This window comes from Scandinavium tedordense (assembly GCF_024764965.1).
Classification (GTDB): domain Bacteria; phylum Pseudomonadota; class Gammaproteobacteria; order Enterobacterales; family Enterobacteriaceae; genus Scandinavium; species Scandinavium tedordense.
On record NZ_JALIGG010000052.1, the window covers coordinates 246,518 to 260,133 of the forward strand.

10 protein-coding genes are annotated in these 13,616 nt (G+C 54.5%); 3 read left to right on the plus strand and 7 right to left on the minus strand.

All coding sequences use genetic code 11. From position 1 onward, the window contains the following. Nucleotide 1 precedes the first annotated feature (1 nt). From yhdP to csrD, 7 genes are all read right to left on the minus strand, one after another. Nucleotides 2-3,799, minus strand: a complete 3,798-nt coding sequence (gene yhdP / locus MUU46_RS07565; protein WP_258965228.1) for an AsmA2 domain-containing protein YhdP — start codon at nucleotides 3,797-3,799, stop codon at nucleotides 2-4. Nucleotides 3,800-3,827: 28 nt separating this feature from the next. Beyond that, nucleotides 3,828-5,297: a ribonuclease G gene (gene rng / locus MUU46_RS07570; protein ID WP_159760330.1), complete on the minus strand. Its 1,470-nt coding sequence runs from the start codon at nucleotides 5,295-5,297 to the stop codon at nucleotides 3,828-3,830. Then, complete coding sequence (locus MUU46_RS07575; RefSeq protein WP_258965229.1) at nucleotides 5,287-5,880, minus strand: Maf family protein; 594 nt, start codon at nucleotides 5,878-5,880, stop codon at nucleotides 5,287-5,289. The genes rng and MUU46_RS07575 overlap by 11 nt, the downstream gene beginning before the upstream one ends. 8 nt (nucleotides 5,881-5,888) lie before the next feature. Continuing rightward, a complete protein-coding gene (mreD, locus tag MUU46_RS07580) occupies nucleotides 5,889-6,377 on the minus strand; it encodes a rod shape-determining protein MreD (RefSeq protein ID WP_159760334.1) in 489 nt (162 codons plus the stop codon). Beyond that, the gene (gene mreC, locus MUU46_RS07585) at nucleotides 6,377-7,381 is read right to left on the minus strand and encodes a rod shape-determining protein MreC (RefSeq protein ID WP_159760335.1); all 1,005 of its coding nucleotides are present in this window, start codon (nucleotides 7,379-7,381) and stop codon (nucleotides 6,377-6,379) included. The genes mreD and mreC overlap by 1 nt, the downstream gene beginning before the upstream one ends. A gap of 72 nt (nucleotides 7,382-7,453) precedes the next feature. Next, nucleotides 7,454-8,497 (minus strand): rod shape-determining protein MreB, encoded by a 1,044-nt coding sequence (mreB, locus tag MUU46_RS07590; RefSeq protein ID WP_110510622.1) that lies wholly within the window; start codon nucleotides 8,495-8,497, stop codon nucleotides 7,454-7,456. 293 nt (nucleotides 8,498-8,790) lie between these two features. Next, the gene (csrD, locus tag MUU46_RS07595; RefSeq protein WP_258965230.1) at nucleotides 8,791-10,731 is read right to left on the minus strand and encodes an RNase E specificity factor CsrD; all 1,941 of its coding nucleotides are present in this window, start codon (nucleotides 10,729-10,731) and stop codon (nucleotides 8,791-8,793) included. A 224-nt stretch (nucleotides 10,732-10,955) separates the two neighbouring features. On the opposite strand from csrD, the gene acuI reads away from it, so the two are divergent. The 3 genes from acuI to msrQ all read left to right on the plus strand — a co-directional run bounded on the left by acuI (nucleotide 10,956) and on the right by msrQ (nucleotide 13,610). Beyond that, the gene (gene acuI / locus MUU46_RS07600) at nucleotides 10,956-11,930 is read left to right on the plus strand and encodes an acrylyl-CoA reductase (NADPH) (protein WP_258965231.1); all 975 of its coding nucleotides are present in this window, start codon (nucleotides 10,956-10,958) and stop codon (nucleotides 11,928-11,930) included. A 78-nt stretch (nucleotides 11,931-12,008) separates the two neighbouring features. After that, nucleotides 12,009-13,010: a protein-methionine-sulfoxide reductase catalytic subunit MsrP gene (gene msrP, locus MUU46_RS07605; RefSeq protein ID WP_159760341.1), complete on the plus strand. Its 1,002-nt coding sequence runs from the start codon at nucleotides 12,009-12,011 to the stop codon at nucleotides 13,008-13,010. Continuing rightward, nucleotides 13,011-13,610, plus strand: a complete 600-nt coding sequence (msrQ, locus tag MUU46_RS07610; RefSeq protein WP_258965232.1) for a protein-methionine-sulfoxide reductase heme-binding subunit MsrQ — start codon at nucleotides 13,011-13,013, stop codon at nucleotides 13,608-13,610. It begins immediately after the preceding gene. The last annotated feature ends 6 nt before the right edge of the window (nucleotides 13,611-13,616 follow it).

Here is a 13,616-nt window from a genome sequence, read left to right on the forward strand (position 1 = left end):
ATCATTGCTTTTTATCGCCGCGCGCCTGGCGCAGCACTTCATTGATTTGAGGCTGATCGATAGGCCCGCTGATGTGGTAACGCAGAATCGACACTTTGCTCCACAACGGCCCCAGTACTTTACTGGCGGCAAACACTGCGGCACCAACAATCGGGTTGATGACAAACGCGGTGGCTACCCCCACGGTGGCGGAGATTTCCGGCGCGACCACGGCTTCCATATCCAGCTCACGGCGCACCAGGTTGACCGAGCCTTTCATCGCGATATCCGCTTCAAGACCATCCACCAGCGTGTCGTCCGTATGCAGCGTGCCGTCTTTAATCCAGGCGGTGCTGCGAATAGAATCGAACCAGAACCCTTCGCTGAAGGTGTCGCTAAAGTCGAAACGGAGCTTACGCAGTAGCGCATCCACGCTAAGCAGACGCAGCAGCTGGCCCGCATGACCGGTGCTGATATCCGTAAACTCGCCTTTGCCCAAATGCGCTTTCAGAATGCCGTTCAGCGACGCCACGTCCGGTGTCCACGGTTCATCACGCCAGTGCAGGTCATAATCAAAATCGAATGACGAATCGCGGATTGGCGTGGAGACGCCAAAGAAGTTCACTGCCGCATCCAATTTCTGACCGCGAAGTTTACCTTTCAGTGAAGTGCGCTCGTTACCCGGCGCGTTCACCCATTCTCCGTCTACGGTCAGGCGCGAAAAACCGGTATCCATCAGGCCGTTAGCCAGTGATAACGTGTTGCCTTTAATCGCGAAATCACCATCAATGCGGCCATATTTCTGGCCCCACAACCAGCATTCCGCGCAACGCAGCTGCAGGTCTGGCCAATTCTGGAAATCAATGCGGTTATTGCTCATCAGCCCCTGCCCCAGAGACTCACCGGTGGTGGTTTTCGGAGACGGGTTATAATAGAGATAGCGAATGGTAGCCTGCCACGGCGCATTGTCGCGCAGCGTCAGCGTGCCGTTGATTTCGCGCCCCTGCGCTTCCACGCGGGTGCCGTCTGCTGTCGGCTGTGAAAGGATACTGAGATTATTCCAGCGTTGACCCGCCATGGTGAGCGCGGGCGTTCTCAGCGTTATGCGCTCCGGGAAGGCTGCCGCATTACCCACGCCGTCCGCGGCGCCTTTACGGAACAATGCCATCCACTGCGCGCCGTCCATCGGCGGTAAATTCAGCTCGATGCCGGAGGAATCCGGCAACGGCGGCACACTGCGGCTATCAGACGCCCAAATGGCCCGGTCGAGCGTCAGCTTTTTATTCAGCAGCCAGCGGCTGTTAAGATGATCTTTCGCGCCTACGCTGCCGGTCAAATCGAAGCGGCTCAGCCCACCTTCGACGTTCAGTTTCACCGGTAACGGCTCCCCGGCTTTCTTGTTCACCGGAGCAGGTAAGCGACTACTCACATTCTTCAGGTCACCCGCAATATCGACCTTATAGCTGGCGCTACCTTTGTAAGGTAATTCAATCGCGACTTTACCTTGCCACGGCACGCTACCGCTTATCGCGTCGTTAATCTGTTGAGGCAACATTCCGGTGCGGGTCAGCTGCCAGTTGGCGTCCATATTCACCGCCACCTGATAGGCTTTTGCCCCTTCGGTGGTTGAGAAATTCACGTTCAGCGGCTGATTAAACCAGTTGGCGGTCATTGGCCCGCTTTTCAAATCACCATTTTCAAAGCTGAATCCACCACTGAGGTTCTTCAGAGTGCTATTGAGCGGTTTGATAAACAGGCTGTTATTAGCCAGACGCACGTCGCCTTTCGCCAATACCTGTTTGCCATCAAGCGGGATATCGAGATGTAAGCGAGCATTCACATCACCATCCAGCTGCAGCTCATCGAGCGTAGCACCAAGGGAATCCTTCAGCGGCGTCTCTTTGAAATATGGCCCAACCGCTTTGCCCGGTCCGGCAATCTGCGAATCAATAATCAGCTTCTCTTTCGAGTAGTCCGGGATAGCCGCATTCAGGTTGTGCGCCGTCACGCCGCCGAGCGCGACTTTGTCCGCCTGCATCCACAAACCGTCGTTCAGGAAGTTGAGGTCAATATTCAGATTGGTCAACGCAGGCCAGTCTGGTTGGAACGCAAAGGTTGCGTTGTGCAACGGCACCCACACCTGGAACTGACCTTCGTTGTGCTTGTACGGGAACAGATGCGGGTTGCCGCCGTAGACCAGCGTGGCGTTATCCGACTGGCCGCCTTTGATGGCCGAGCTGAGATAATCGACCAGCTCTTTGCCCATCAGATTTTCCGGGAAGTAGCGCCACGCTTGACCGCCGTCATCGGTGCTGATCCCGGCCAGAATCCCGAGCCATGGATCATCGCCTTCCGGCTGTAACCAGCGGAAGCCGCCGTGGGCGTGAACCGCTTTCGCCTGCACGTCGATATCGCGCCCGTCGAGCATGAAGCCTTTTTCGTTTTTCACCCATGACAGATTCGCCACGCCTTTGGCAATCTCAAGCGGCGCACGGAACACCGTCTCGTACGGCATTTTGGCGTCTTCCATACTGATATTCACCGAGCCATGCTCGACGCTACCTTCTGCCCGACCAGAGAAATGTTCAGCGCCCGGCAGCAGCTTCCACTGCTTCCACGCCAGGTTGCTCCAGGCCGCCTGGAAACGGGTTTTCTCTGTCGCCTGCAACGGAATATCCAGCGCCAGGGCGTCAATCTGACCTGCAGGTTGCGTGGTTTCCCAAATTTCACCTAACGACGGTGAGAGTTTTTCTGCAATTGGCAGCAGGCCAGAAAGTCCGCTCAGTTCGAGATTACTGGCACGGATACGCAGCTCGTCACTGCGCACGTTATTTTTTCCGCCGACGTCCTGACCGGGGATCCACGCCAGCGCCAGCGCGCCTTGTGGCCAGCGTTTGCCGTCTATGGCGATGCGGGTATCAGGGACATGAAATGCCCAGCCCGCATTTTCACGGGTGATGTGTGCCGTCAGGTTATCGACGGACAGGTCATGGGATTTTTTATCCCCCTTCCAGCTCGCGCCGCCTTTCTTCAGCCAGACGTCACCGCTAGAGATGTCGCCCTTATCAAGATCTATCCAGCCTTCGAGGCTAAAACGGGCTGACGTCAGCGCGATGTTGTCCTGCATCCACCGGCCAAGCCACGGCTTAACGTCGATGTCATCGGCCTGCACCCACAGCCGGCCTTCATTCAGCAGACCGTTCTCATCGCGCAAGTCCATGCGCACTTTCATCACCCCGTGCTGACCATTGAGGCTCGACAGGCTCAGTTCACCTTCGGCGCGATGGCGGTTTTTACCGTTCATCCAAGTCAGTTGCGGGATAGCGAGTTCGGCGCGCTGGCCGGAGAGAGTGAGGAAGCTTAAATGACTGTCGCGCAGCGTGAACTGATCGAACTGGCGCAGGAATAGATCGCCGATGCGGTCCGTTTTCAGTTGGCCGCTGCTGTCATTGTGTTGCAGAGGGGTATTAGTGCGAATTTGCAGCTGCCAGAAGGTCAGCTCGCGGAACTGCCAGCGAAAATGCAATAGGCTTTGCCAGACGTCGAGCGCCAGCGTCACGCGTTTAACGGACATCTGACCACCGTTTTTCAGCCCGGCTTTGATATCGCGTACTTCCAGTGTCGGGCCGTAGTTTTCCCAGCTGGCTTTAAGCTGTGACGCTTCGACGGGATGTCCGGTGGACTCCGCGATTTTCTCCACAAGCTGCGGACGCCATTTGTCCAGCTGCGGCAAAACAAGACGCAAGCCACTGACCAGCAGTGCGACGATAACAACCAATGTTGCCACCGTGATCAGTAAGATTCCAGGCAAACGCCTCACGCATCTCTCCTTGTAACTGCCCGCAAAACTACATCATCACCACGTCGAATTGCTCCTGATTGTAGAGCGGTTCTATCTGGACTTTTACCTGCTTGCCAACGAAGATTTCCACTTCCGCCAGCGCATGAGACTCTTCCCCTTTCAGGGTTTCTGCCACGGCAGCTGAGGCGTAGACCAGGAAGCGGTCGGAATCATAGGCATGATGCACGCGGACAATTTCACGCATGATTTCGTAGCATACCGTTTCGACCGTTTTCACCGTTCCGCGACCATGACAAGTTGGGCACTGATGACACAGCACGTGCTCCACGCTTTCGCGCGTGCGCTTGCGGGTCATTTCCACCAAACCGAGCTGTGAGAAGCCGTTGATGCTGGTTTTAACGCGATCTTTGCCCAGGGCCTGTTCCAGAGAATGCAACACCCGACGGCGGTGATCTTCATTACTCATATCGATGAAATCGATGATGATAATCCCGCCCAGATTACGCAGGCGCAGCTGACGCGCAATGGCCTGCGTCGCTTCGATATTAGTATTGAAAATGGTGTCGTCAAGATTACGGTGGCCAACAAAGGCACCGGTGTTGATATCGACGGTGGTCATCGCTTCGGTCTGATCGATAACCAGATAGCCGCCTGACTTCAGTTCCACCTTCCGCTCCAGCGCTCGCTGAATTTCATTTTCGACGTCAAAGAGATCGAAAATCGGCTGGCGACCACTGTAATGTTCGAGCTTGTTGGTCATCTCCGGCATGTACTCGGCGGTGAATTCCATCAACGATTCGAAGGTCAGACGAGAATCGACACGGATGCGGTCAAGCTGTGCGTCTGCAAAATCGCGCAGTACGCGTTGGGCTAACGCCAGTTCGCCGTACATCTGGTAGCGGGTCTGCGGGCGTTTTTTACGCTCCATCACCTTTGTCCACACGCGTTTGAGGTAAGCCGCATCGGAGGATAAATCCTCTTCACAGACACCTTCCGCGGCGGTTCGGATGATGAATCCGCCCTGTTCGTCGCAGTATTGTGTCACCACGTTTTTCAGGCGATCGCGCTCGGATTCGCTTTCGATACGCTGGGACACACCCACGTGAGAAGCGCCCGGCATGAACACGAGGTAACGAGAAGGAATGGTGATGTCAGTCGTCAGACGCGCGCCTTTGGTGCCCAGCGGATCTTTGACCACTTGCACCATCAGGTCCTGGCCCTGACGCACCAGTTCGGAAATGTCGCGAACGGTGAACTGTTTCTGCTCTTCCCCGGCCACGCATTCGGTGTGGGGCATGATGTCAGAAGCGTGAAGAAACGCGGCCTTATCCAGGCCAATATCTACAAATGCCGCCTGCATCCCTGGGAGTACACGACTGACACGACCTTTGTAGATATTGCCTACGATTCCGCGTCGCGCTTCACGCTCTATATGAATTTCCTGAAGAATACCGCCATCAATGTACGCCACGCGGGTTTCCGATGGCGTTACGTTAACCAATAATTCAGCCGTCATGTTTATCCCTTTTCTCACGCAGTGAGTTAAAATTGCTCAGCAACTCATACGTTTCCACCAGCGGTAAGCCGACTACAGCGTGATAGCTGCCATTTATCTTCCTGACAAAACAGCCACCCAGCCCCTGAATACCGTATGCACCTGCTTTATCCATCGGTTCGCCGCTCGCGACGTAACCGCGGATATCATCATCTGATAAGACTCTGAACGTGACTTCCGTGGTCACCAGGCAGTCAATGGTGTGTTTGCTGTCGGCTATCGCGACGGCGGTCATCACCTGATGCGTATGCCCGGAAAGCTGACGCAGCATGGCTACCGCGTGTTCAGCGTCCCGTGGTTTTTCCAGCACTTCACCGTTCAGAACCACAATGGTATCGGCACCCAGCACCGGTAAGTCCAGCGCGGCAAGCGTGACGCCCGCCTGCGCTTTTTCCCGAGCCAGTCGCGCTACATAATGCTGCGCGCTTTCCTGCAGCTGACGTTGCTCCTCGATGCCCGGTACCAGACGTTCGAAGCTCACACCCAATTGAGTTAACAGCTCCTGACGACGCGGGGAGCCGGAAGCAAGATAAAGCATTGTCATAGAAACCTTTATTGTACCGCGAATTGCTGGCGCACTTTGCGCATCAGCAGGAACAGCCATGGCCAGAGTACACCGTTAACAACGCTACTCCAGAACACTTCCGGTCGGAAAGAGACGTTGATCACTAAAAACTCTGACCAGAAAACAACGATATCCACCGACAGCGATAACATCATGACCACCAGCGCCTGTTGCCAGAGCGCCAGATTACGGAACAGCTGATATTTCAGTGCCACCAGATAGGCAATGATACTGAGGGACAACACACGTACACCGAGCGTTGAACCGCTAATCAGATCCAGTATGGCACCCATAATGAAACCTGTGCCAACATTGACCCGGTGCGGTAAAGCGAGGATCCAGTAGAGCAGGATCAGCAGAACCCAGTTTGGCCGGTAGACCAACAGGTTGTCCGGCCAGGGCATAACTTGTAACAGAAGGGCTATCAGAAACGAGAGCCAGATAACCCAACGTCCCTGACTTCGGTAGCTTGCCACTACTGCCCTCCTGACGAAGGCGCAGCAGCCGGTGCGGGCTGAGTGATTCCCGTCGCAGGCGGCGGAACGGGTGCTGGAGGCCCCATGGAATCGGCAGCAGGCAGAACCTGCGGCATCATCTGCATCAGACGTTCGTTGGCTACACGATGTACCTCTTCAGGTGTCATCGGGTTTGCACCGTTACGGTCGGCGCCCCACAGCAGCAGCAGATAACGCAGACGCTGCAGACCGGCTGTTGGGCGCGCCTGAATCACCGTATACGCGCGCTGCGTATCCAGCTTAACCGACGACACAACTGCAACCGGGTACCCTTCCGGGAAACGACCACCGAGACCGGACGTCACCAGCACGTCACCCACACGGATATCGGTATTGGCAGGCAAATGTTCCAGCTGCAAATCGTCAGTACAGCCGTTACCGGCAGCAATCACACGGATATCGTTACGCAGCACCTGAATCGGCAGTGCATGGGTCGCATCACAAATCAGAAGCACTCGGCTGGTCAACTTCGCGACGGCCACAACCTGACCGACCACGCCTTTATCACTGATAATAGGCTGACCTTCGTAGACGCCATTGACGCTACCTTTATCGATAACCACCTGATCGCTATACGGATCGTTAACGGTTGAGATAACCTGGGTCACCATTTTCTGTTCATCCTGACGCAGCGGTGAACCTAACAACTCACGCAGACGGGCGTTTTCCTGCTTGTACTGACCCATCATCAGCAGATCGCTGTTTTTTAACAGCAGCTCCTGACGCAGGGCACGGTTTTCCAGCTCAAGCTGATCGCGGGAAGCCAGAGTTTGCGAAATACCGTCGAGTAATTCACGAGGACCGTTGGAAACAAAATAGAAAGGGCTAACAGCAGTATCCATGTACGTTCTGATTTGGCTGAACGCACCAAGGCGGCTGTCGGCAATAATGATGCCAAGCGCCACCAGCACCGCCAGAATTAGGCGAAACTGTAGCGATGGGCCACGGCTAAAAATGGGCTTCATAGGCTATGCGTATTCTCGTGTCAGTGAAGAAATCAAGGGGCAGCACAAACGCTACCCCAGACTTCTGGCTGACTACTCTTCGCTGAACAAGTCGCCGCCGTGCATGTCGATCATTTCCAGTGCCTTGCCGCCGCCACGGGCAACACAGGTCAGTGGATCTTCTGCAACTACGACAGGAATTCCTGTCTCTTCCATTAACAGGCGGTCGAGGTTACGCAGCAGCGCACCACCACCAGTCAGAACCATACCACGCTCTGAGATATCGGAAGCCAGTTCCGGCGGGCACTGTTCCAGAGCAACCATCACCGCACTCACGATACCGGTCAGCGGCTCTTGCAGCGCTTCAAGGATTTCGTTGGAGTTCAGGGTAAAGCCGCGTGGAACGCCTTCTGCCAGATTACGACCGCGTACTTCAATTTCAAGAACTTCGTCGCCTGGGTAAGCAGAACCGATTTCGTGCTTGATGCGCTCTGCGGTGGCTTCACCGATCAGAGAGCCGTAGTTACGGCGCACATAATTAATAATGGCTTCGTCGAAACGGTCACCACCGATACGAACGGAAGAGGAGTAAACCACGCCGTTCAGGGAGATAACGGCCACTTCGGTCGTACCACCACCGATATCCACAACCATTGAACCGGTTGCTTCAGAAACAGGCAGACCCGCACCGATAGCAGCAGCCATTGGCTCTTCAATCAGGAACACTTCACGGGCACCAGCGCCTTGAGCAGATTCACGGATTGCACGGCGTTCAACCTGAGTTGCACCTACCGGCACACACACCAGAACTCGCGGGCTCGGGCGCATAAAGCTGTTGCTGTGAACCTGTTTGATGAAGTGCTGCAGCATTTTTTCGGTCACGAAGAAGTCAGCGATAACGCCGTCTTTCATTGGACGAATAGCTGCGATGTTGCCCGGCGTACGGCCGAGCATCTGCTTAGCTTCATGACCGACGGCAGCCACACTTTTCGGTGAACCGGCACGATCCTGGCGAATGGCGACAACGGAAGGCTCATTCAGTACGATGCCTTGTCCTTTTACGTAAATCAGGGTATTCGCGGTACCCAGGTCAATGGACAGGTCATTGGAAAACATGCCACGAAATTTTTTCAACATACTAAGGGATAATCCTGAAAGCTGGGGCGGAAACAAAATCCGCTTACTTTACCAACCACACGCAGCAGCGACAAGGCGCAAAAATCATCTGCAACGGTGAAAATTAGTGCAGTTCGTTTCCTTTGTTACAATTTCGACCTGACACTGTCAGAGCCGCAGCACTCCTCGCTTACATTGCAACCTGTCAAAGGACGATCACTGGCATGTTCTGTATCATCTGTCGGCGGGCACTCAATAATTCCCGCGGAGAAACAGCGCGCGTTATTCTACGTGAAAACACGACAAACGGCAGATCAAACAGAGTATCTTTGCGAATATTTTTTTACGCTAGTGTCAAGTGGTTGTGACGTGGCAAAAAAATCGCCCTGACCACCCAGTACACCGCACTCTCTTAACACCTGCCACTCACTGCGACTTCTCAATCCGGTAGCAAAAACCTGGGTCGATGTCCCTTTACAGGCTTCGACCAGACTCTGCACCAGCAACTGGTTTTCACTGCGTTTCTCTATATTACGCACCAGACCCGGGTGCAGCTTGACGATTTCCACCGACAATTCTTTAATCCAACTGGTGCTGACCAGCGTTAAACCAGCCTGAATCACCACTACTCTGACCCCTAACGCGTGAATCAAACGCATCACGGGCTGTAAACGGCTGATATGTTGACAGACATCAGCCTCTGCAAGTTCAAAAATAATCCGTTTTCTCTGCGTTTTTTCACACTGCATCAACGTATCACGTAGCCAGCGCTGGAACCGGGGCCGGATGAGCGACTCAACCGTCACCTGCAAAGCCAGATTTTCCTCAGGCCAAAACGAGAGGAAAGGCAGTAAACGTGTGATTTGTAAACGGTCGTACTCTTCCGCCAAACCGAACTCCATCACCATCGGCATATATTCAGCGGCGATCACTTCTTCTTTACCGTCATAAATACGGCACATCAATTCGCGATGGTGAACACGGCCGTCGTAATGCACTGCCGGTTTTTGGTAGAAGCGCGGGCCTCCGCGACTGAGCATTTGTTCGATGAGGGTTCGCCAGCGCACGTTGCCGCGCCCTTTTTCTGGCAAGGAGTCATCATACACTGCCCAGCTGTTACTGCCCTGAAGCACCGCATTACGCACCGCTGCATCGGCGTGCTCCATCACTTGCTCTGTGGTTTGCCCACTGCGCCAGGCACAGATGCCGATGTGCATCATGTCATCCTGATCGAGAATTTTGGTCGACGGCAACGAATCCAGCGCTTTTAACAGCTGCCCGGCAATGCTGTCGGCTTCTTTCAACGTGCGGTGTGGCAGCAGAACGGCAAAATCACTGCGGTAATAACGTGCCAGCAACGCACCAGGATAACGCATCATGAAGGTGGAAAGCATATTGATGAGCATAAAGAAGTGCTCTTCTGCCGCCGTACGCCCCCACTGCTCGCGAACCAAATCGAATTCCGGCAGGCGAATCAGCATCACAATACCATGTGCCCCGACTTTTTCCTGATCGTCGAGCAGGGTTGCGAGCTGGTTATCGAAAAACATCCGGTTGCTGAGGCCGGTTTTGGTGTCCTGCGCCGCGTAGGAGCGGATAAGCGTATCCATGCGACTGCGCTGTTCACCGGCAAACTGAATTTCCGACAGTAGCGTATCGAGGGCGCTGCTGGTTCGCGCGGGCCATTCGTGCACCGAACCGCGCACCTGCTGTCCGCGTTCACCTTTGAGGATCCGCGTGGAGCGCAGCTCTAACAATTCCTGGCCCGACAGCTGATTGCGCAGCCAGCGTACCGAAAAGAAGATAATCAATACCATAAAACCAATGGCAATGGTGAGAGGCGCGGTGGTCAGAAGTGAGTGGAAATAATTCACCATCGGATCCTGATACACCAGATGAATGGTCATCCCCGGGTGCTTCACCGACTCTACGTCCAGTTCGCGATACTGAATACTGCTGCCCATCGGGCGATAGCTGCTGCCACGTGAGTGGCTAAAGATGGTCTTATCATTAACGATGAAATCAACGCGCACGATATCGACAGGAACCAGAATTTCGTCCAGTTGGTTGTCGAGCTGATCAAAAGGGGTACTGACCAGACGGGAATCGATAACCGTCGCCACAGCCCGGGCACGGTAATCCACTTTATATTGAATACCGTTGTAGAAACTCAGTGAACAACCAATGAGGGTGACAAAGATGGTCAGGCCTGTTAAAAGCGCCACAAAAGCTGAAAATTTCGTCGTTAATCGCATCCCTGTATTAACTCCGTTAATGAAAAACAGCCCGGCTGTTGACCGGACACCCACGGTGGCCCGCAAAAAATTAGTGAGCACTAACTAGCATGCCAAAAGGACCCTGCATACTACCAGAGTTAGTGAATCTGGCAATTTATTGCGTTAAATCGGCATCGTGTTTTAGTTACCGAGTATAGTCTTCGAAAATTATTTTCCAATCATTGAGCAACTGAGGAACGATTATGCAGGCGTTAATCTTAGAACAGCACGACGGTAAAACTCTCGCCTCGGTACAGGCCATCGAGGAAAGCCAGCTGCCACAAGGTGATGTCACTGTCGATATCCAGTGGTCAAGTCTCAACTATAAAGACGCCCTCGCCATTACCGGTAAAGGTAAAATCATCCGTAACTTTCCGATGGTGCCAGGTATCGATTTTGCGGGCGTGGTTCATCACTGCGAAGACCCGCGTTTTCACGTGGGCCAGCAGGTGCTACTGACCGGTTGGGGCGTAGGTGAAAACCATTGGGGTGGCCTTTCTCAGCAAGCCCGCGTTAAGGGTGACTGGCTGGTCGCTCAACCGCAGGGAATGGACGCACGTCAAGCGATGATCATCGGTACCGCTGGCTTTACCGCCATGCTCTGCGTGATGGCGCTGGAAGACGCTGGAGTCAAACCACAGGACGGCGAAATTGTCGTGACGGGTGCCAGCGGCGGCGTGGGTAGTACGGCGATTGCGCTGCTGCACAAGCTGGGATATCAGGTTGCAGCCGTTTCCGGTCGAGAAAGCACCCACGACTATCTGCGCAGCCTCGGCGCAAACCGAATTATTGGCCGTGATGAATTCGCCGAAACTCGCCCGCTGGAAAAACAGCTGTGGGCCGGTGCGGTCGATACCGTGGGCGATAAAGTGCTGGCTAAAGTGCTGGCACAAATGAACTACGGCGGATGCGTGGCCGCATGTGGTCTGGCGGGGGGTTTTGCACTGCCGACCACGGTAATGCCGTTCATTCTGCGTAATGTCCGTTTGCAGGGCGTCGATTCCGTAATGACGCCTGCCGCACGCCGCACACAGGCCTGGGAACGTCTGGTTCAGGATTTGCCGTCTTCCTTCTATAGCCAGAGCGCAACGGAAATCACCCTTGCTCAGGCGCCGGAGTTTGCCGAAAAAATCATGAACAATCAGATTCAGGGCCGCACGCTGGTTAAGATTGCCTAATCTTCAAATTTTCGTGACATATTCGCGTTAATCAGTCACCTCCGTCATGCTTAGGGAAAAAGCATGACGGAGGAAGCCATGAAGTCGAAAAAACTAACGGAAGCTGATGTAACGGCGGAATCCGTTTTTATGCTCCAGCGCCGCCAGGTGCTGAAGATGTTAGGCATAAGCGCCACCGCAATGACGCTCGCGCCCACCGCCCAGGCCGATTTGCTCAGCTGGTTTAAAGGCAACGACAGGCCACCGGCCCCGTCCGGAAAACCGCTCGAATTCTCTCGCCCTGCCGAATGGCAGAGCCAGCTGGCGCTGACACCGGAAGATAAAGTCACGCGCTACAACAATTATTATGAATTCGGGCTGGATAAAGCCGACCCAGCGGCAAACGCCGGGAGTCTGAAAACCGATCCGTGGACGCTGACCATCGATGGCGAAGTCGCTAAACCGCTGACGCTCGATCACGACGCGCTGACCAAACGTTTCCCGCTCGAACAGAGAATCTACCGGATGCGCTGCGTGGAAGCCTGGTCGATGGTGGTGCCGTGGATTGGTTTTCCACTGCATAAGCTGCTGGCACTGGTTGAGCCCACCAGCGATGCCAAATACGTCGCCTTTAAAACCATTTTCTCCCCTGAGCAGATGCCCGGTCAGAAGGATCGCTTTATTGGTGGCGGTCTTTCATATCCCTACGTCGAAGGTCTGCGTCTCGATGAGGCGATGCATCCGCTGACGCTGCTTACTACCGGCGTGTATGGCAAAGCGTTACCGCCGCAAAACGGTGCGCCCATCCGCCTGACCGTACCGTGGAAATACGGCTTCAAAGGCATTAAATCTATCGTCAGTATAAAACTGACTCGCGAACGCCCACCCTGCACGTGGAATCTGGCGGCCCCTGACGAATACGGTTTTTTCGCCAACGTGAATCCGCATGTTGATCATCCACGCTGGTCGCAGGCCACAGAGCGCTTTATCGGCTCGGGCGGCGTACTGGACGTCAAACGCCAACCGACGCTGTTGTATAACGGCTATGCCGATCAGGTGGCGTCGCTGTATCACGGGCTGAATTTACGGGAGAATTTCTGAGTGCGCTTAACGGCTAAACAGATTGTCTGGCTCAAGGTGTTGCTGCATCTGGCGGCCTTTTTGCCGCTGGTGTGGTTATTTTTGGCGGGCGTCCAGGGCTACTTCAGCGCTGACCCTGCCAAGGATATTCAACACTTTACCGGTAGGATGGCTCTGAAACTACTGCTCGCCACCTTGCTGGTCTCCCCGCTGGCGCGCTACGCTAAGCAGCCTTTATTGATACGAACTCGTCGCCTTTTAGGGCTATGGTGTTTTGCCTGGGCAACGTTACATCTCACCAGCTACGCGCTGCTAGAGCTCGGGATTAATAATCTGGGTTTGTTAGGGCAGGAAGTGGTCTCGCGTCCTTATTTAACGCTGGGCCTGGTGAGTTGGCTGATTTTGCTGGCACTTGCGGCTACTTCATTTCAGCGTGCGCAGCGAAAAATGGGCGCGCGCTGGCAAAAATTGCATAACTTCGTCTATCTGGTGGCGATCCTGGCCCCCATCCATTACCTGTGGTCGGTAAAGATCCTTTCACCGCAGCCAATTCTGTACACCATCGCCGCTTTTGTGCTTTTAGCGTGGCGTTTTAAGAAGTTCCGCCTCTGGTGGCGTTAATTCACG